Genomic DNA, 20969 nt, shown 5'->3' with positions numbered 1-20969 from the left:
GGCTTCCGTCTGCTCCGGTTTTTTATTTGGAATTGAGTTTATCAGTAATTTACGATGTGAACTTCATTTATTCCTGGTAAAATGAAGTTCACCAATCTTTTTACCCTCTGAACTCCACACGTTTTCAGGTGGGTTTAGTTCAGCGCTTTTTCCAGTGCTGAACTACCTTTTAGCCCTTCTTCAGTTTAGTTCAAAAGAAATAATCCCCATAAACTCCATCCATTCAATAGTCCATTTCATTTCACTATAAAAGCTTTATTCAGCAACGGACTCCTTTTAATTTTTCTTCTGACGTATGCTATACTTGAGTCACAACAGATCGCGGAGGAATAGTGTGAAAGATAAGATAATTGTGATCGTCGGACCGACAGCAGTGGGAAAAACGGCGTTAAGTATTGAACTGGCAAAAACATTTAATGGTGAACTGATTAATGGAGATTCGATGCAGGTCTACAGAGGTCTGGACATCGGGACAGCAAAAGTGACTGAAAATGAAGCGGAAGGTCTTCCGCATCATCTGATCAATATCAAAGACCCTATAGACCCATTTAGTGTGTCGGATTTTAAAGAAGTCGCGTCTCAGAAAATAAGTGAGATCACTGAGAGAGGCAAGCTTCCGATTATTGTAGGAGGGACCGGCTTATATATCGAATCCCTTCTCTTTGACATCAGTCATGGCGGTGAAGCGAAACCGAATCAGGCATTCAGAGACGAAATGGACAGGCTGGCCCGTGAGGATGGCAGAGAAGCTTTGCATGCTAAGCTTAAGGAAAAGGATCCGGCATCCGCTGAACAGATTCATCCTAACAATGTTAGACGGGTGATTCGAGCGCTGGAAGTCATTCATGAAACAGGTCAGCCCTTTTCGACTTATCAGTCGGAAAAAAAGAAAGAACCGTTGTACGATGCATTTGTCATTGGTTTGACTACGGACAGGGCTGTACTCTACGACAGAATCAATCGACGGGTGGATCAGATGATGGAGTCTGGCCTGCTCGAGGAAGCGGAAGAGCTGATCAGACATGTTCCGGAAGATGCTCAGAGTTTGAAAGGGATTGGCTATAAAGAACTGATTCCGTATATTGAAGGAAGTATGCCGCTAGAAGAAGCAGTCGATACAATCAAGCAGCATTCCAGAAATTACGCAAAACGTCAGTTAACCTGGTTCAGAAATCGCTTTGAAATCGATCAGTGGGCTGATCTTATTAAGCATCCTGAGTCAATCGACACATTAAAAAGCCAGATAAAAGACCATATAGGAAGTGATTAAATGGAACAAGAACAGACATATGAAAAAGTCATCATCGTCGGCATAGAAAAACAGAACGAAGAAGAGGCTTTTCGTTATTCTTTCGATGAGCTCGAGCAGCTCGTTGAAAATGCCGGGGGAAAAGTCGTTGCTAAACTGTCTCAGAAAAGAGAGCGGATCGATCATAAAACAGTGATAGGAAAAGGAAAAGTTAATGAACTTAAGCATTTGGCAGACGAGCTGGAAGCCCAGACGATTGTATTCAACCAGGAACTCTCACCCAGTCATGTAAGAAATATTCAGGAGGAAGTTGATGCTAAAGTCATCGACCGGATACAGGTTATTCTTGATATCTTTGCCCTCAGAGCACAGAGTAAGGAAGGGCGACTGCAGGTCGAACTGGCACAACTGTCTTACATTCTGCCTAGATTGGCTGGTCAGGGAGAGAACATGTCCCGGCTGGGTGCAGGAATCGGAACTAGAGGTCCAGGGGAAACGAAACTGGAAACTGACCGCCGGCACATTCAGAGACAGATGACAGAGATACGTAAGGAACTGAAGAAGATTGCGGCTCACCGTGAGCGAAGCCGGGAACAGCGTAAAAACAGTAACGTATTTCAGATCGGTCTGATCGGGTATACGAATGCCGGAAAATCGACCCTCTTGAATCAGCTGACTCAAGCGGAGACGTATGAAAAAGATCAGCTGTTTGCGACACTCGATCCCTTGACCAGAAAAAGTGAGCTCCCGTCAGGCATGCAAATCACACTGACGGATACGGTCGGATTTATCCAGGAGCTTCCCACTCAGCTGATCGAAGCTTTCAAGTCGACACTCGAAGAATCCAAGCACGTGGATATGCTTTTACATGTCGTGGATGCATCTGCAGAGAATATCAAGGCGCATGAGGAAACGGTCATGGAGCTGCTTGATGAACTGGGAATGAATCTGATTCCGATGCTGACGGTGTACAATAAAAAGGATCTGCTGGAATCCCCTGCGCGTACCTCGCTCTTTCCGAACTGCACGATTTCGGCTCGCGACCCTGAAGATATAGAGATGCTAAGACATGCGATTGAAAAAGAAATAAAGAAACAGATGGTTCATTATCAGCTCAGCATTCCAAGCGAACGGGGAGACTGGCTAGTCGAACTCCGTCAGAATACTCTTCTCGAACGTCAGCTTTTTGATGAAGACAATCAGGTATATGCAGTAGAAGGTTACGCAAAAAAAGGATCCAGATGGGTCCAGGATTAATTAGCAACTATCTTTAATCGTTACTGACATAATAGTATAAACCAGTCCCATCTTTTGCCCGCCTAAAGGCAATGGATGGGCTTTTTTGATCAGTTTTCACTAAAAGGAAGAATATGCTCATTTTCTTATATTTACAAACTAACCGACAAATTTAACTTGTTATTTAATTATATAATACTCTTAATTATAAAATAAGAAGAATTTTTAAATTTTAGCTATTAATTTTTCAGACCCTAATCCGATAATGAGAAAGTATGCACAATATTTGAAAGAGGGATTAGAGTGAAAAAGATATCAGGCAAGAAAAGAAACAGAATAGTTAATAGTGATCAAAAAAAGAAATCATTACGCCTTCGTTTTATTCTATTGTTCACAACTTTGGTGTTCGTTCCTATATTAATAGTTTCGGGCGCACTATACTACCGCATGGATCAGGCAGTAACTAGGCGCGTGCTTAGAGAGCAGCAGCAGGCAACAAGTCGAATCGTTACTCTTATGGAGGATGCCGGATCTGAAGCAAGAAGTGGTCTGGAGGCTCTCGCTGAAATAGAAGACATGACACAAGTCACAACTTTGGAAGATGAAAGCCAGCTGGATCAGCTGATGACCGTCGTCCAGTCAGCATCACAATACATAAGCGATGTCTTCTTCTTTATCCCTGGTCAGGAAGCAGTTGGAACAATGGAACAGCAGGACTTAGAGACAGTTTCACAAAACTGGCTTGCTGGAGCTACTGGAGCGGGTGGAGATATCTACTTCTCTGAGCCATATACTGATGTAGTATCAGGGGCCACAACAATGGCTGCAGCCATGACAATCGATCAGGAAAATGGAGAGACTGGAATATTAGGTCTTCAAATGGACATGGAGAGTATTGCAGCTGTCATCGACAGTAGTCAAATTGGAGAGACAGGGTATCCGTTTGTCATAACTGAAGCAGGCTACTGGCAGTTTACACAAGATCCAACTCTATCCGGACAAGACGTAAGCAACCAGAGTATTTTCTTAGAAGCAACTGACATGTCCGGTGAAATATATAATGATTTTAATGGCCGGACCTTCCCAATCTATTATGAACGAGTCCCAGACATGAACCTAATTGTATACGGAGCAGTCACCTCTAATGAGATGTCTGCGGAAAATGACTTGTTTCTGACAAGCAGTCTAAGAGTGCTGGCCATCAGCATAATAGGTGCAGCGGGGTTATCCATTCTTCTATCGAATTATCTCGTATCGATTACTAAAATGATAAGGGAAGCTCTAGATGGAATTCAGGAAGGGGACTTGAGAACACGCATAACCTCTTTAAGGACTGGGAAAAAGAAAAAAACATCGAAGAAAACCAAGCCGGCTGTTAATGAGATTAAAGAAAATGGGCACGAGCTCCATCAGATCGGGTGGAGTTTCAATGCAGCTGTCTCAACATTCCAGAAGGTAATCTATGATATTCAAGGTAAAGCTAAATCAGTAGATGAACTCGCATCTGATCTGGCAGAAATAACTGAACAGACAAAAAATGCGACAGAAGAAGTATCAGAAACGATTCAGAGCATTGCTCACTCCAGTGCTCAGCAGACTTCGGATACTCAGAACACGGTCAAGCTCATGGACGAGCTGTCAGAACATGTCAATGCGATTTCATCAAACATGCAGGAAGTCGGGATGCATGCCGACGGTACTGTGCTGGCTCTGGGAGAAAACGACCGTAAAATGGGACATGTAAATGACACTTGGAACGAGACTGTAGATTCTTTCAATAGGCTGAAAGATAATATTGGAAAAGTGGACGGCAATGTCCAGGATGTAGAAAAAATACTGAAAGCTATTCAGGACATTTCTGAAAAGACCAACTTACTGGCCTTAAATGCGTCAATTGAGGCGGCTCGTGCCGGGGAAGCAGGAAAAGGCTTCTCAGTTGTTGCTGAAGAAATACGGAAACTTGCTGAACAGAGTAATACCTCATCTGAAATGATCACCGAAATCATACAAGTTATTCAACATGATTCAAATGAAATGGTGTCTACACTGGATCGCGTGCTGGATGATAGTGACAAACAGACGGAATCATTGAAAGGTGTCACTAAGACTAATGAAGACATTTCAATGAATATTCAAGTGCTGGCTAAACACATCGCTCAGGCTTTCCAGCTTGCTTCTCTAGTTGAAGAGAAAAAAGAAGCTGTCGTAAAAGCGTTAGATAATATCGAAGCTTCTGCCGAAGAAAATGCGGCGGGAACCGAAGAAGTATCCGCGAACGCTGAGGAAATCCTTGCTTCAATGGAAGAATTTACTGCATCGATAGAACAAATGAAAGTCCTGGCAGGAAACTTAAAAGAATCAACTAACCAGTTTTCATAATTCAAATGAATCAGATTCGAGGTCTTCTATTTATAGTAGAGAGACCTCGAATTTTTTATTAATACGTATAATAAACAGAAAACTAAGCAGAAATTTGATAGGTTATATATAAGTGTCATCCCTTTAAAGAGAAAGCTTCAATGATTAATCTTAAGCAATTGTGACAGAATTAAGAACAATCAATAAGATACGCTGAAAGCATAAACAATTTGTATATTTGACCGATTATAAAAAATGAAGTGCACTAATAAAAAATTATATACGAGGAGAATACATATGAACAAAGCTAAAACCCAGTTTGATCGGTTGAAAACTCAACTGAAAGCTGTGAAATGGCCAAAAATTAATGTTAGTGATCAATTATCCCGTTTCACCAGTAAGAAAGGCAAGAATGGCAAAAAGAGAGAGCACAAAAGTGTGCGGCTTCCAATAGCAGTAAGCCTGATCGTTTTGATGCTCGTTCCGGTTCTAGGAGCCATGCTTTATACATATAACAGAACTTCCGATCTGATTACCCAGAGAGTCGAAGAACAGCAGCAGCAGATCACAGCCAACCTGGTTGAAAATATATCAGCTGCTGCTCTAGCTGCTGAAGAAACCGTTCAGCGTTTAGCTTTGGATGGGGTTTTACAGCGTGTAGCGAGCGGTGATGAATCTGCACAGATGGAACTGGGATCACGTTTTCAGTATGTGGTCACAGGAAATCCCTACATTGCAGATGTGCATTTTGTACCTGCAGATTCTCAGAATCCATTCGTATCCACGCTCTCAGTAGTGAGAGGGAATCAGGATCCTTATGAAATCTACCCATGGCTAGAACGTGCTCTTGTCTCATCAGGAGTGAACTGGAATGAACCGCATGTATTCAATAACAGATCTAGAATGACTGTCACTAGATCTATCGGTACTGGGACAAACACAACAGGTGTTCTGGCTATCGACCTGGATATGAATGTTATTCGTGAAGAAATCAATAATACAGCAATTGCCAATACAGGGTTCATCAGCATTCTGACTGACAGTGGAAACGTTGTAGCTTCTTCTCAGCAGGACTGGGTAGGAGAAAACATGTCATCTTCGGACTTTTTCATTAAGACAGTTGGAAATGACGTATCAACGTCGTCATCAGATACCGGTGAAGAGAATGCATCTGCATTGGTTTACGATAGAGAAATCAACGGTGGGAGATTTGGGATTTATCATGAATCTCTTCCGAACTTAGGACTCAATATATATGGAATGGTCCGTTCAAATGAAATGGCTGAAGAACAGGGTGCATTACGTAATATTTTGATCTTCATTACTGTTCTAACAATAATTGTCGCTGCAGTCGTGGCGCTTCTGGCTTCCGGACTGGTTGCAGCTATCTCTGATGCTCTGATGAATGCATTCAGACGAGTAGAAAAAGGAGATCTGACAGCTCGACTGAATAAAAAAGACTTGTTCAACCCAAGCGTAACTTTAATTAAAGGGCTGGACAAATGGAATGAAAAACGTGGCAGGAAGCCAAAAGAAGGCAAGGCGCTCGATCCTAAAGGAAATGAAATCCATCAGATTGGACTGGCTTTCAACCGAACAATGGAAACATTTGGAGAAACTGTAGAAGTGATCCAAGGAAATAGTCAGAATGTATCAACAATGGCAACGACTTTGACAGAAATAGCTGATCAGACCAGCCGTTCGACAGCAGAAGTTTCTGAAACCATCAATGGGGTGGCAGAAGCGACTTCCTTGCAGACTCAGGATACAGAAGCGACTGTTACACAGATGAATGCTTTGTCAGAAGCTCTGGAAGAAATCAATCAGGCAGTGGGTCAGATGGGTCAACATGCAGATAAGACTATGATCGTGAACGGTCAGAATACATTTGCGACCCAAGAAGTAGATCAGAAATGGAAAGAAACACTTGAGACGCTGGATGATCTTAAAGAGAAGATAGAGGAAGTCGATGGCGACATACAAAACATCGAAGGCATCGTGCAGGCGATCACAACGATTGCCTCCAAGACAAATCTTCTCGCTCTGAACGCTTCAATCGAAGCAGCTCGAGCTGGCGATGCAGGTCGCGGATTTGCAGTTGTTGCTGAAGAAATCCGTAAACTTGCCGAACAGAGTGCGACATCTTCAAAAGACATTCAGACAATCATTCGTACAATTCAGGAGAAGTCATCAGGTATGGTTCATCATCTGGAAGAAACGAATGAAGACAGTAAAGTGCAGACAGAAAAAATCGATGAAGCGATCAAAAGCTCAGAAAATGTTGCCGCATCTCTGGAACGACTTGTGGCCAGCATGATGGTCGTCATGCAGTCTTCTTCAATCATCAATGAGAAGAAAGAAGAAGTAGTGGCTCAGCTCGAAAGTATTGCAGCAGGTGCACAGGAGAATTCTGCAGGGACTGAACAGGTGTCAGCAAATGCAGAAGAGATTCTTGCAACAATGGAAGAATTCACTTCACATATCAACCGACTGGAAAACGTAGCCGTGACACTTAAAGTATCAGCAGAAAAATTCATTATTGATCAGAAGAATTCTAATCAGATGACTGATAACGAAGTCGATCTGGACGGACTGGCTCCGGAGTTTGCATAATAAGAAGGAGTAGATACAATTATGACACAGTACATCTTATTCAAGGCAGGAGATCAGACATTCGGCCTCCCTATTTCAGAAACAGATAAAATCATTGCTCTCGAAAACCATACGCCTGTACCTGATATGTCATCTTATATAGTCGGCGTACAAGAAGTTGAAGGTGAAGTTATAGCGGTCATTGACTTGTCAGACCGTTTTTACCAAAAATCTCATCTTTCTCCTGAGGAAGCTGATATCATATTAGTAAACTGGAAGGATACAACGATCGGTCTACTGGTTGACGAAGTAACTGTGGTTAAAACATTCAATACTGAAGATCTGCTGGAAACTGAAGAAGAAAAAATTGATGGTCTATCCACGTCTTATATTTCATTTTTCGTTCAGACAGAAGAGGGAATCATTCCAATTCTAGATAGCCACTATCTTTTTGCAGAAGAAAAAGGCGACGAACTGAGACGTTTAGTATCGATCCATGCAGTAAAAGACTAAATTCAGCAATCATATTGGAGAATAAGATGTCGGAACAAATTAAAGTGGGAATATCAGATTATAAAATAGCGCAGGCACCAGACGAGCTGGTAACCATTGGATTAGGCTCTTGTATAGGTATAGCCATATATGAGCCTAAATCCAAGATAGGTGCATTGAGTCACATCATGCTGCCGGATAGTACATCGTTTTCAGATGTAAATAACTGGCCTAAATTTGCGGATCTGGCTTTGCCTAGAATCGTTTCGGAATTAAAGGAACGAACTCAAGTGGACACATTCCAGGTAAAAATAGCAGGAGGTGCGAGCATGTTCGCTTTTGCGAGTGAATCTGCAACACTACAAATTGGCCAGCGGAATATTGAAGCCGTCAGACAGACGCTTGAGGATCTTAAGCTGCCTATACTCTCAGAACACCTTGGTGGCAATATGGGCCGATCGATGTTTGTCGATCTTGAGACTTTTGATGTAAGAGTAAGAATGGTCAACCGGGAAGAATATGTATTATAGAGAAGAATGAGGAATGTAGCATGACTATTAAAGTTTTAGTCGTCGACGATTCTGCATTGCTCAGAAAAGTACTGACTAACGTACTCAATGACTGCAGTGGAATCGAAGTCACAGACGTAGCCAGAAATGGTGTAGAAGCATTAAAGCTGATTGAACAATCTAAGCCGGATCTCATTACATTGGATGTCGAAATGCCGATGATGAATGGTCTTGAAACACTGGAAGCAATAAAAGAAAAATATAAGTTACCGGTTATCATGCTTAGTTCCAAGACTAATGAAGAAACGACGATTCAGGCACTTGAGTTAGGTGCAGAAGACTTTATAGAAAAACCAGTCTCAATCAGTGAGAACTGGGATGTCTTTCAAAGTGATCTATCCAGACGAATCAAGATACATTTTACTAAGGAAAAACAGCCTTTAATTACAGAGCAACCATCAAAAGTGTTAAATGACGCATTGTTATCGAAGAAAAATTTACTTAAAGCAATTGTGATAGGGGCTTCAACTGGAGGACCGAAAGCACTGGTCAAAGCCATTCAGGCGATATCACCTAATCTTTCGATACCGGTATTCATCGTTCAGCATATGCCTGAAGGGTTTACGGCTTCTTTTGCGAAACGTCTGGACACTGCAGCGAGCATTCCAGTAGTAGAAGCAGAGCATGGCCAGAAAATCAGACCGGGTACAGTCTATCTTGCTCCAGGTGCACGACACATGACGATCAATGGAAATCATCTTGAACTGGATAATAGACCGAAAGTTCATGGTGTTCGACCGGCAGTGGATTACTTGTTTGAAACAGCATCCCACAAATACGGGAGAGACATATTGGGAATCATCATGACGGGAATGGGAAGTGACGGGGCGCCCGGGTGTGAAGTAATTAAGAAGAACGGCGGGTACGTTCTGACACAGGATAAAGCATCATCAATCGTTTACGGCATGCCAAGAGCAGTTGTTGAAAGAGGTTTATCAGATCAGACAGCAAGCTTGAATGACATTGCAGACATATTAAAAGAAATGACAAGGTGACCATATGACAACTTTAGACTTTGATTATTTTTATAGCTGGGTTCATACAAATTTAAATATCCGTCTGGATGCATATAAGGAAAAGCAGCTTAACAGAAGAATCCAGACTGTCATGAGACAGGCGGGAGCCAATGATTTAAAAGAATACTCCATAATGATACATGGCGATGAAACAATCAGAAAACAGTTTCTAGATTACATTACGATCAATGTAACGGAGTTTTTCAGAAATAAAGACTTGTTCGAGAAGTTTGAAGAGCTTTTAACTACCGATCTTTCTAGAAAATTTGATAAGCTAACGATCTGGAGCGCAGCCTGCTCTATTGGGGCAGAACCGTATTCATTAGCTATGATCATTGACCGTCATTCCCTCCCTTTAAAGAAAAAGATCATTGCTACTGACATCGATGATACGATTTTAGAAAAAGCAAAAACGGGTATTTTTAAAGAAAGTGAGCTAAAGAATGTCTCAGTGATCGATTGCAGCGATTATTTTGCTCTCGAAAATAACCGCTATGTGCTTAATGATCAGATCAAAGAGATGGTTGATTTCAGAAAGCACGACCTGGTTCTTGATGAGTTTGAAAAGAACCTGCATGTCATTGTCTGCAGAAATGTCACGATTTATTTTAAACATGAAATTAAAGAAGAGATCTACCGAAAAATGAGCGATTCACTGGTCAAAGGTGGCTTACTGTTTACAGGTGCGACAGAGACAATTTATCAGCCTGAACAATTTAGACTGAAGAAAGTGTCTTCGTTCATCTATGAAAAAATGATGTAATGCGATAGGAGGAAGATGATGGAAGACAATAGTGCATATCTGGATCTGTTCTTTGAAGAAACAGATGAAAACTTAGCCATACTGAACCAAGAAGTCCTTCAGCTGGAACAGCATCCTGAAGATAAGCAGATTATTGACGCAATATTCAGAGCGGCCCATACTCTTAAGGGAATGGCAGCAACTATGGGATTTGAAACAATGGCCAAACTGACTCATGCGGTCGAAAGTGTGTTTGAACTGGTTAAAAGCGATCAAGTGAAAGTGTCAAGTGAACTGATTTCTCTGTTCTTTGATAGCTTAGATCTGTTGACTGAAATCGTTGAAAATCTGCGTCTTGAAAACGTGGAAGCTGTCGATATATCGGCACTTGTAAAGAGGCTGCATCAAGTCGCTACTGAAGAAGGGGTAGCGTCCGATTCAGCCGTACTTAATGAAAACAGTCAACCGAATTTTGACTTCCCTGATTTGGAAGAAGCGGATCAACTGGCTGTTCAGTCGGCAGAAGCGACAGGTTACCAGTTGTATGCTATAGGTGTTCGAGTAGAAGAAGACAGCATGATGAAAGCCGCACGTGCCTTTATGCTGTTGAATCGACTGGAGCAGATCGGTGATTTTGTTCAAATGAAACCCTCAGCTGATGCTCTCGAACAGGGAGAGTTGGAAGGTCCGGTCACTCTTTATTTCCTGTCTAAAGAAGATAAAGAAGAAATCGAAAAGCACGTAGAAGGAAGCAGTGAAATCGAAGAAATTATCGTCACTGCTACTACAATAGAAGAAGAGATGAACAGACAGAACAAGTCAGAAGTAGCGCAATCTGTTCCGGTTAATCAGATAGATTCTGAGGCTTTAATTGAAGTCAACGAGTCAGTACAGAAAATTCCGGAGCGTAAGAAAGCTCCCGCTCGTCAGACCATACGAGTAGACTTGACAAGACTGGATCAGTTTATGAATCTAGTGTCAGAGCTGGTTATTCACCGGACACGACTCGAGGACGTTTCTGAAAAGAATCAGCTTCAGGAACTGAATGAACCACTGACACAGGTCGGCCGAATTACTACAGAACTTCAGGAACTGGTCCTTCAGCTGCGTATGCAGCCTTTCAACGTAGTCGTTCAGCGTTTCCCACGTATGATGAGAGATTTGACTAATGAACTTGGGAAAGAAATCGACTTCCTGACTGAAGGAGAAGACACCGAGCTTGATCGGACAGTCGTATCGGAGATTGGGGAACCACTCATTCACTTGCTTCGAAATGCGGCTGATCACGGCATCGAGATGCCGGATGAACGTGAACAGGCAGGTAAGCCAAGAACTGGAACAATCAAATTGTCCGCTTATCCTGAGGGCAACCGGGTTATTGTGACTTTGTCTGATGACGGCAAAGGACTGAATCCTCGACTGATTGAACAAAGCGCCAATAAAAAAGGTATTTCGACTGAAGGGATGTCCGACGAGCAGATCCAAAATCTGATTTTTCACCCAGGATTCTCAACGGCTGCTTCTGTCACAGGTATATCCGGTCGTGGAGTCGGAATGGATGCTGTTAAGGAAAAAATATCCAGCCTGAACGGAACAATCGAAACCTTCAGCGAGGTCGGTAAAGGGACAACGTTCAGAATTACCCTGCCTCTGACCTTATCAATTATTCAGTCATTGCTAGTCAAAGTAGGAACGGAAACATTTGCCTTTCCACAAGCGGTTATCGACAAAGTTAACCGGTTTGATGAGGAAGAAGCAATATCTGTTCATCAGAAGGAAGTCTATAAGTACGAAGGCCAGACTATCCCTCTAATTCGAGTATCCAAAGCTTTGGATATTGCTGAAGTTGAAGACAGCACTCATCATGTAGTCATCGTTCTGATCGGTGAAAACCGCTACGCACTGGTTGTTGATGAGCTGATCCATCAGAAAGAAATCGTCATCAAGAAACTAGGACGTGAGTTAAATGACGTCTCTAACTTCCTCGGAGCAACCATTCTCGGAGATGGAAGCATCAGTCTGATTCTTGATGTCACATCGATCTGTACGAGAAAGAAGGACAGATAAGATGACGAAAGATCATACACTGCTCAGACAAGATGCGCTTCAAGAAGTCGTCAATATAGGCGGCGGACATGCTGCAACCAGCCTGTCCAAGATGATCGGACGTCCGGTGGATATGGATGTCCCCTTTGTTGAACTACTTTCTTACGAAGAGGTCTATCAAACAGTACAATCTGATGATACAATTGTTAAGGCTGTCCTTTCTGAACTGCACGGAAAGAAGTACGGAGTATTTTTATTCGTGATTGATCCTGAAGATGCAGAGAAACTGGCTCAGATGCTGCTGCCGGAAACAACGGAGTTTACAGAAGACCTGATCGATTCAGCATTGAAGGAACTGAGCAATATCCTGTTTCAGTCTTTCCTTCAGGCAGTGATGCAGCTGATCAGTAAACCACTGATCGCTTCACTCCCGGTCATGACGACCGATCTGTTCGGATCCATTCTGACCAGCGTCTATATGCAGCAGGAACAGTACAGTGATGAGCTATTTATCATCAGGAATAATTTTCACAGTGAAGGGCATAAGATCGAAGGCAGTCTGTACTTCGTGCCAAAACCCAACACATTGGAACTATTACTGATACAACTAGGAATATAATAGGAGGATTTATAAAATGAGTAAACGTGTACTAATCGTCGATGATGCAGCTTTCATGCGCATCAAACTGAAAGATATCTTGGAGAAAAATGGATATGAAGTAGCTGGAGAAGCCCAGAACGGGAATGAAGCTGTTGAAAAATACAAAGAAGTTCAGCCCGACATCGTTACCATGGATATTACCATGCCCGAAAAAGACGGTGTAGAAGCTTTGAAAGAAATCAAGGCGATGGACAGCAGCGCAATTGTATTGATGTGTTCAGCAATGGGTCAGCAGACGATGGTTATGGACGCCATTCGTGCAGGAGCAATGGATTTCATCGTCAAGCCATTTGATACGGAACGTGTAATCAAGGCACTGGATAAGGCCATTAGTTAATTCATTCAATTTAAATGAATAAAGATTCAGAATTCTGTCACATCATGAATTAGCCGAAGATTAACCGAGGGGGATTTGCTCAATGCAGCTGATAGTATTCAAATTAAAAGAACGATTTTATGGCTTCAATACAGAGAATATAGAGGAAATTACCACTCCTCTCAAGGAGACGATTATCCCCCAGGGACCATCTTGGACTAAGGGGCTGATCAACCTGAGAGGTCAGATCATGACCCTGATCGACCTTGAAGCTCTGCTTAACGAGTCTAGCGCTTCAGAAGAATTGTGGTACAATAATACCGTCATTGTGAATACAGAAGATAATCCGCTTGCACTGATGGTTGGAAAGGTTGTCGGAGTTACCGACATCACTGAAGATCAGATCCAGCGATTCGACGATGAGGAGGATGCGCTTGTTGACGGTTATGTCTCTGTCTACAATGAAATGGTCAGTATCATAAATATTGACTCAATTCTTAAAGAGAAAGAGGAAGTAGCGTGAGCCAACAAGTTTTATCCCAACAAGAGATAGATGCTTTGCTGGTAGCCATGGATAGCGGAGAAATCGATACAGAAGAAATGGATGAGGAAACAAGTGGCGCGAAGGTCAAGACTTACGATTTCAGACGACCTGTCCGCTTGTCTAAAGAATATCTGTCAACGATCACTATGGTCTTTGAGGATTTCTCGAAACTGGCATCCAATATGCTGTCGACTCAACTGAGAAAGCCTGTCGAAGCTAAGATTGCCGCCATCGAACAGGTCTCCTTTGACGAATTCGTCCATTCCGTCCCAAGCTTTACTTTAATGGGCATATTTAAAAGTTCCCCATTAAGTGGCCTGCAGATTCTGGAGATCAATCCTCAGTTCAGTCTGCAGATCGTTGAGCTTCTCTGTGGTTATACTGAAGTATCATCAGAAGAAACTCTGAAAAACAAATCCAGTTTCACTGATATTGAACTGGCTATACTTGAGGATGTCCTTAAGGCTCTTATGCGTTCTTTTGAAGCAGCCTGGAGAGACATCAAGGAAATTGATGTTACTTTAGAAGACACGGAAACGAAGCCCCAGCTGCTTCAGACGATGTCCCCGAATGAACCCGTTGTGATGGTTACATTTGCAGTGTCCTTAGGTGAACAGAAAACGTTTCTTAACATGTGCATTCCATACATATTCTTTGAAGACATACTCGACAAACTCAGTTTCAAGAACTGGTTCCATTCCGGAAAAGAGTTTGATTCTTCTGAAAGAGGACAAATTGCGCATAATCTGGACCGTGTACCTGTAGACATTGAAGTGGTTCTGGGAGAATCACAGATGCATGTCTCGGACTTCCTTGAAATGGAAGAAGGCGACATTATACAGCTGGACGAAAAGACATCCAAACCATTGACCTTATATGTTGAAGATAAACCTTACTTTAAGGTCAAACCTGGACTGCTGAATAAGAAACTGGCAGTCGAAATACTGAAATTTACGGGAGGAGAGAGTGACGATGAGTGAGCAGTTAACACAGGAACAAATCGATGCCATGCTTAATGGCGGGTCGGTCGAACCTGAGACCCCTGAGCCGACGGAAGATCCGTTAAGTCAGGATGTCAAAGATATCATTGGCGAAGTCGGTAACATATCCATGTCACAGGCAGCCACGACTCTTTCCCAGTTATTGAATCGAGAAGTGAAAATTACAACACCTGTGGTCAAAGGCGCGACAATAAAAGAAATAGTCGATGCAAATGAAACGCCAAAAGTATTCACGACCATTTCGTTCAAAGAAGGACTGATTGGTAAAAATGTCCTGATGATCGATGTGAACGATGCAATTATTATCGCTGATTTAATGATGGGGAATGACGGAACGAATGTCGAAGATAGTGAGTTCACTGAACTTGAACTGAGTGCCGTATCAGAGGCCATGAACCAGATGATCGGATCTGCTTCTACAGCTATGGCTACTATGTTCGACAGACGTGTGGACATATCACCACCGACTGTAAAGAAATGGGAAAACGCTGAAGAAGCAGCAGTTGAAATGCCTGACCAGAATGAAATGGTTTGCACCACATCATTTAGATTAAGTGTTGAGGGCTTGCTGGAAAGTGAAATCATGCAAATATTGCCCCTCGAAACAGCTCTGGAGATTACTGATATTATGCTAGGGGATGAAGCTGAAGTGGTGCACGGCCGCGACCAGGTTATAGTCAAGCCTGTTGAAGACACACATCCGTCTCAGGAAGAACAAGTGGAACCGGCTGAAGAGTCATCTGTTCAAAGAGAGTCGGTTAGCATTCAGAAGCCTAAATTCCAGGATCTGACCCCAAACGAGTCCAAAAATACGCCTCGTAATCTTGACCTGATTATGGATGTTCCGCTCGACTTCAGTGTCGTTCTGGGCAAAAGTCGTAAGACAATCAAAGATGTTCTGTCATTGAATACAGGATCTGTTGTTGAACTGGACAAGATGACTGACGAACCACTTGAAATATACGTCAACGGAAAACTGATTGCAGAAGGCGAAGTCGTCGTTATCAATGAAAGCTTTGGTATCCGCATCACAAATATTCTAAGTAAAGAACAGCGTGTCCGTCATTTGAATAAAGACTAGGTAGATGTAAAAGCAGGAGCAATCCTGCTTTTTTCTTTTGGAGAAAATCTTTTGCCAGGTTGAGTTTATTCTGATTAGTAGTTGTGAACTCCATTCTGGATAGTGGATAATGCAGTTTAGAGTTTGAAAACGTGCCTGAACTACACTGGTTTACTGGCCAGTGTAGTTCAGGGGATCCTTGTGATCGTGAACTGCATTATGAGACATCAATAGTGCAGTTCATCAGGCGGATTTCATTTGAACTAAACTCTGTTACCTATATATAGCTTGCCTGATATGAAGACGAGTCTATCCGCGTCACAGATTGGACTCATCAAAGGGTTACATTTCGCTGATTTTTTCGATATACTTATTCTAGTTTTTGTAAATTGGGAAAAAGGGTTAATATCTGTTTCGACTATCCGATAATAATGACTAGATACACCAAAGCGTAATATTTTGAATCTCTGTCGGCTAAATGGTGTAGGGTAAAGGAGAGTTCCAACGATGAAAATAAATAAATACTCAAACATGGTTTCATCAGTAAACCAGTCTAAACAACTAAAAAAAGAAATAGCTACTGAACCAGCTCCTAAAACACAGTCAAAAGAAGCTGTCCAGGTCAGTATTTCTAAAGAAGCACAAGCATTACTTGATGCCGATAAAGCTGCTTTTTCTGAACGTGTCAATGCGATCAAGCAGGCTATTCAAAATGGAGAGTACGAAGTGGATCCCAGCAAGATCACAGATGGACTGGTCAGAGCGCTTCAGGAACAAAAGGAGCTTTAATTGAATGAGTAAAACAGAAGAAGTGCTGGCGCATCTTTCCCAGTTGAAAGACGTACTTGAGAGAGAAAAGTCAGTGCTCATCGAAAATGATGCGGAAAAGCTGCCGGGAATCATTCAGGAGAAAGAAGACCTTATGATTACTTTGTCTAAGTTCAGCGAAGACGACGTTGAGGTGGATAAACTCAGCGTTCTTTCTCGTGAAGTCAAAGCCCTTCAGGAAACGAACCTGATGCTGACCGAACAGTCGATCAGATACACTGAAACATTGCTTGAGCATATCAAAAAAGCAGCCAAGCAGAACAATACGTACTCGAAAAAAGGGACATTTGACGACACGAAAAAAAGCACGTTATTTGATCAATCACTTTAAGGAGAAAGCATATGAGTGGATTATTTGGAACTTTAAATACAGCTACTAAAGGCCTAAACGCCCAGCAGACAGCTCTTCAGACTATCGGACATAACGTAGCGAACGCCAATACAACGGGATATACAAGACAGCGCGTTACGATGCAGGCTGATCTGGCTCAAAGTGTTGCAGGGGTTGGACAGATCGGTACAGGCGTGCGTATCGGAAACATTGACCGAGTAAGCGATCAGTATGTCAACACACAACTGAGAGACGCACATTCAACTACAGAGAAACATAAAGCCCTATCAGATATTATCGGCCAACTGGAAGCAACGTTCAACGAGCCGTCGGATACTGGTCTATCCAATCAGATTTCTGAAGTGTTCAACGCCTGGACCTATCTTGCGTCTAATCCAGAACAGGCATCAGCGCGTACGATGCTGGTTCAGACAACCGAAACCTTTACCGATACGATCCATCATATGGCTAACAGCATGAACAGCTTACATAAAGATACATTAAATGAACTGGATAAATCCGCACTAGACGCGAACTCAACCTTAAAGCAGCTGGAAAATCTGAACCATCAGATCTGGCAGGCATCTGTTCGTGGGTTTACTCCTAACGACCTTCTGGATCAGCAGGATCGACTGCTGACAGATTTAGCAGGTAAAGTGGACATCACGGTTGAACGTGACAGTTTTAACAGAGTATCTGTAGATGTTGCCGGAACCAACGTACTGGACAGTTCGTCACGCAAAGAACTCGCAGTGGTCACTAAAGAAGAGAACGGCACATTCTACCTTTCAAATGGAGACAGCGTTGAAGGTCCTGAAGGCGAAAGTTTAATAGGTAAAGTCATTGTTAAGAATGAAGATGGTTCTGCAACGTTTATCAATCCTCAAAAAGGATCAATGAAAGGGACTCAAGACGCTCTTGAAGTCCTCTCCGACATGCAAAGTGATTTAAACGAGTTTGCGTTCAGCTTCGCTACTGCAGTCAACCTCATCCACAGTAATGGTGGAGACTATGATAACGGCGGAGTCGACTTCTTCAATAACGGAGAACTGACTAAAGAAAATGCAGCTTTAACTATCCGAGTAAGTGAGTCACTTAGAAAAAATCCCGAAAACGTTGTTTCAGGTAAAGACCTTAATAATACTTTTTCAGGTGATGGATCAAGGGCTCAAGCAATTTCCGGACTTCAGTACCAGAATCTGTCTCTTAATTCAGAGAGCTGGGCGTTCAATCAGGACTCGATGAAAATTGAAGGATCAGGTGTCGGTTCAACATTGTTCAGTCGCTACAACAGTATGGTTACTAAGATGGGTATAGTCAAACAGCAGGAAGATAATATGCTGGACACTCAAAGTGCCTTGATGCACTTGCTGACACAAAGACGTGAATCAATTTCCGGCGTGGATATCAATGAAGAAGTCGTAGATATGATTAAATACTCTAGTGCCTTTCAGGCAAATGCTCGTGTGCTTCAGACGATTTCCGACATGCTCGATACATTAATTAATAGAACAGGGGTATAAAAATGAGAATAACTAACTCCTTAATGTCTCAAAGTTTTTTATCAAATCTAAACAAAAATTCAAACAGTGTCTTCCGATATCAGGAGCAGTTGTCTTCAATGAAACAAGTCAACCGCCCGAGTGACGATCCGTTAAGGGTATCAAAAATTCTTGATCTGAAAAATGAAATCAAGCAGAATCAGCAGTACAAAACGACAATTAGTGATTCCATCGATTTTACAAACGTTCAGGATTCAGCGCTAGACAGCATGACTTCATCACTTCAAAGAATTTACACATTGACCCAGCAGGCTGCAAATGGGACATTTAACACTGATGACAGACAAGCGATAAAAGCTGAAATTATGAGTGAAGTCGAAACAATGGTCGACTCCTTAAATACAAACTTTGGCGGACGCTATATTTTCGGTGGACAAGCTAGTTCTGACAAACCTTTTTCAGTTAATAAAGAAAATGGTGGGTTTGAACTGGTATTCAACAATCCCGATGGCGCTCCGAATGGTAATGTGTCTAAGAAAATCGGTAGAGGTGTGATGGTAGAGCTGCAGACTGATGGGGCTAAGTTGTTTAACGCTTTTACGGATGATGGAGGTAATGCACAAGATTTAAATGCCTTATTCTCTGACTTATTTCAGGCACTAGATTCTGATGATACCGAAGCATTAGGCGGTCGTTTGTTAAGTGGTGTTGACAGAGCTATAAATAACACAGTTAATCAGCGAACAAATATTGGTGCCATTCAAAATCGATTGATTGCAGCTAGAGATCGTAATGAAGCAGAGTATTTAAACCTGGAAACCACACGATCAACTACTGAAGATATAGATTTGGCTGAAACATTTATGAAGTACTCTATGCAGATGGTCTCCTACCAGGCATCTTTAAATATGGGAACAAGAATACTACAGACAAATATACTAGACTATGTACGTTAATAAAATTGACTGAAGCCAATGGCTTTGGTCTTTTTTTCAAAAAAAGTAAAAAACTTAAAGAAATGACTTAACAAAGATAGGGTCCTTCCGATAGTAAGTGTAGAAGGCGATGAGCCTTAAAAACAAACACAAATGGAGGAAAACAATATGCGTATTAATACAAACACAGCAGCTATGAATACATACTCACGTTTGACACAAGCAAACGGAGCTAGAAGTAATTCAATGGCTAAACTATCATCAGGACTAAGGATTAACAGAGCAGGCGACGACGCAGCAGGACTTTCAATCTCTGAAAAAATGAAAAACCAAATTTCTGGTCTTAGACAAGCTACTAGAAATGCTCAAGATGGGATTTCATTGATTCAAACAGCTGAAGGCGCATTGAATGAAACTCATTCAATTCTTAACCGTATGCGTGACCTATCTGTTCAAGCAAACAACGGCACAAACGCTGATGAAGACTTAGCAGCGATCCAAGCTGAAATGGATGAATTAGTTGCAGAACTCGATAATATCGCAGGTACAACTCAGTTTAACGGTACGACACTGTTAGACGGGGCTGGTGTCCAAGGTTTGACACTTCAAATCGGCGCAAACTCTGGTGAAACCTTGACATTAGACATTGCTGACATGTCTTCTACAGGACTAAATGTTACCGGACTTGATGTGGGAACAGATGCATCTGCTGCAATCACTGCATTAGATAAAGCAATCACTACTGTATCTAAACAACGTTCTGAACTAGGTGCTACTCAAAACCGCCTAGAACACACAATCAACAACCTAACTACAACTAAAGAAAACTTGTCTGAAGCTAACTCACGTATCCGTGACGTTGATATGGCTGAAGAAATGATGGAATTCACTAAGAACAACATCCTTTCTCAAGCTTCAACTGCTATGCTTGCACAAGCTAACCAAATGCCTCAAGGGGTTCTACAATTACTGGGATAATTCCGATAATTGGATAGTAAGTATTAAATTTTAGTCAGAACCGAAGCGGTGGGTTGCTGCTTCGGTTCTGTTTTACATAGTGAGCAATATGAAAACTATTACTTTATCAGAGGAGCTGGATTAAATGAGTCAGCGTATTGAGTCTATTGATGCAATTAAAACGATCGACCGGGTTTTACATTCAAATAAAAGTGCGGTATCCTATTCTGGTGACCGTTATGTGGAGCCTATTAAAGCTGTGGAAGGAATCGATACCTCTTTCGACCGCGTACAGTACGAACCGGCTAAAGAGCAGGTGCAAAAATGGGTGGATGAAGCCCAAAATGTCTTGCAGCGCGTTAATGCTCACCTATCATTTAAGATACATGAAGGTACCGGGCGGACACTCGTTCAAATCGTAGAAAAAGGCACTGATGAAGTAATTAGAGAAATTCCACCTGAAAAAATGCTTGATGTCATTGCAGGTATATGGCAATGGGCAGGCGTTGTAGTAGATAGAACGGAGTGAAATAA

20 protein-coding genes are annotated in these 20969 nt (G+C 42.1%); all 20 read left to right on the top strand.

The genetic code is table 11. From position 1 onward, the window contains the following. Positions 1-295: 295 nt before the first annotated feature. The 20 genes from miaA to ABFX15_RS07395 all read left to right on the top strand — a co-directional run bounded on the left by miaA (position 296) and on the right by ABFX15_RS07395 (position 20964). A complete protein-coding gene (gene miaA / locus ABFX15_RS07490; protein ID WP_346024842.1) occupies positions 296-1270 on the top strand; it encodes a tRNA (adenosine(37)-N6)-dimethylallyltransferase MiaA in 975 nt (324 codons plus the stop codon). Beyond that, positions 1271-2506: a GTPase HflX gene (gene hflX / locus ABFX15_RS07485; protein WP_346024841.1), complete on the top strand. Its 1236-nt coding sequence runs from the start codon at positions 1271-1273 to the stop codon at positions 2504-2506. A gap of 282 nt (positions 2507-2788) precedes the next feature. Then, positions 2789-4864, top strand: a complete 2076-nt coding sequence (locus ABFX15_RS07480) for a methyl-accepting chemotaxis protein (protein ID WP_346024840.1) — start codon at positions 2789-2791, stop codon at positions 4862-4864. A gap of 276 nt (positions 4865-5140) precedes the next feature. Continuing rightward, on the top strand, positions 5141-7456 hold the full coding sequence (locus ABFX15_RS07475) for a methyl-accepting chemotaxis protein (RefSeq protein WP_346024839.1): 2316 nt from the start codon (positions 5141-5143) through the stop codon (positions 7454-7456). 21 nt (positions 7457-7477) lie between these two features. After that, positions 7478-7948 carry a chemotaxis protein CheW gene (locus tag ABFX15_RS07470; protein WP_346024838.1) on the top strand — a complete coding sequence of 157 codons (471 nt, stop codon included), beginning with the start codon at positions 7478-7480 and terminating at the stop codon, positions 7946-7948. A gap of 26 nt (positions 7949-7974) precedes the next feature. Then, positions 7975-8457 carry a chemotaxis protein CheD gene (locus ABFX15_RS07465; RefSeq protein WP_346024837.1) on the top strand — a complete coding sequence of 161 codons (483 nt, stop codon included), beginning with the start codon at positions 7975-7977 and terminating at the stop codon, positions 8455-8457. Between the two features lie 20 nt (positions 8458-8477). Beyond that, positions 8478-9491 (top strand): protein-glutamate methylesterase/protein-glutamine glutaminase, encoded by a 1014-nt coding sequence (locus tag ABFX15_RS07460; RefSeq protein WP_346024836.1) that lies wholly within the window; start codon positions 8478-8480, stop codon positions 9489-9491. 4 nt (positions 9492-9495) lie between these two features. Then, on the top strand, positions 9496-10275 hold the full coding sequence (locus ABFX15_RS07455; RefSeq protein WP_346024835.1) for a CheR family methyltransferase: 780 nt from the start codon (positions 9496-9498) through the stop codon (positions 10273-10275). Positions 10276-10293: 18 nt separating this feature from the next. Continuing rightward, positions 10294-12321: a chemotaxis protein CheW gene (locus ABFX15_RS07450; RefSeq protein WP_346024834.1), complete on the top strand. Its 2028-nt coding sequence runs from the start codon at positions 10294-10296 to the stop codon at positions 12319-12321. Position 12322: 1 nt separating this feature from the next. Continuing rightward, positions 12323-12919 carry a chemotaxis protein CheC gene (locus tag ABFX15_RS07445; RefSeq protein ID WP_346024833.1) on the top strand — a complete coding sequence of 199 codons (597 nt, stop codon included), beginning with the start codon at positions 12323-12325 and terminating at the stop codon, positions 12917-12919. 16 nt (positions 12920-12935) lie between these two features. Next, positions 12936-13298, top strand: a complete 363-nt coding sequence (locus ABFX15_RS07440; protein ID WP_091479060.1) for a response regulator — start codon at positions 12936-12938, stop codon at positions 13296-13298. 82 nt (positions 13299-13380) lie between these two features. After that, on the top strand, positions 13381-13800 hold the full coding sequence (locus tag ABFX15_RS07435) for a chemotaxis protein CheW (RefSeq protein WP_346024832.1): 420 nt from the start codon (positions 13381-13383) through the stop codon (positions 13798-13800). Continuing rightward, entirely contained in the window at positions 13797-14801 is a 1005-nt protein-coding gene (gene fliM, locus ABFX15_RS07430; RefSeq protein WP_346024831.1) for a flagellar motor switch protein FliM, read from the top strand. Before ABFX15_RS07435 ends, fliM begins: the two co-directional genes overlap by 4 nt. Further along, positions 14794-15903 carry a flagellar motor switch phosphatase FliY gene (gene fliY, locus ABFX15_RS07425; protein WP_346024830.1) on the top strand — a complete coding sequence of 370 codons (1110 nt, stop codon included), beginning with the start codon at positions 14794-14796 and terminating at the stop codon, positions 15901-15903. Before fliM ends, fliY begins: the two co-directional genes overlap by 8 nt. A 486-nt stretch (positions 15904-16389) precedes the next feature. Further along, positions 16390-16671, top strand: a complete 282-nt coding sequence (gene flgM, locus ABFX15_RS07420; protein ID WP_346024829.1) for a flagellar biosynthesis anti-sigma factor FlgM — start codon at positions 16390-16392, stop codon at positions 16669-16671. Between the two features lie 4 nt (positions 16672-16675). Further along, positions 16676-17041 carry a hypothetical protein gene (locus ABFX15_RS07415; RefSeq protein ID WP_346024828.1) on the top strand — a complete coding sequence of 122 codons (366 nt, stop codon included), beginning with the start codon at positions 16676-16678 and terminating at the stop codon, positions 17039-17041. Positions 17042-17052: 11 nt separating this feature from the next. Further along, positions 17053-18564 carry a flagellar hook-associated protein FlgK gene (flgK, locus tag ABFX15_RS07410; protein ID WP_346024827.1) on the top strand — a complete coding sequence of 504 codons (1512 nt, stop codon included), beginning with the start codon at positions 17053-17055 and terminating at the stop codon, positions 18562-18564. A gap of 2 nt (positions 18565-18566) precedes the next feature. Further along, positions 18567-19499: a flagellar hook-associated protein FlgL gene (gene flgL / locus ABFX15_RS07405; RefSeq protein ID WP_346024826.1), complete on the top strand. Its 933-nt coding sequence runs from the start codon at positions 18567-18569 to the stop codon at positions 19497-19499. Between the two features lie 147 nt (positions 19500-19646). Then, entirely contained in the window at positions 19647-20456 is an 810-nt protein-coding gene (locus ABFX15_RS07400; RefSeq protein ID WP_346024825.1) for a flagellin N-terminal helical domain-containing protein, read from the top strand. 124 nt (positions 20457-20580) lie between these two features. Beyond that, positions 20581-20964: a flagellar protein FlaG gene (locus tag ABFX15_RS07395; protein ID WP_346024824.1), complete on the top strand. Its 384-nt coding sequence runs from the start codon at positions 20581-20583 to the stop codon at positions 20962-20964. Positions 20965-20969: the final 5 nt, after the last annotated feature.

Origin of the sequence: Alkalibacterium indicireducens (genome assembly GCF_039522005.1) — a bacterium.
Taxonomy (GTDB): Bacteria; Bacillota; Bacilli; order Lactobacillales; family Carnobacteriaceae_A; genus Alkalibacterium; species Alkalibacterium indicireducens.
This window is presented reverse-complemented; position numbering and strand designations above follow the sequence as displayed.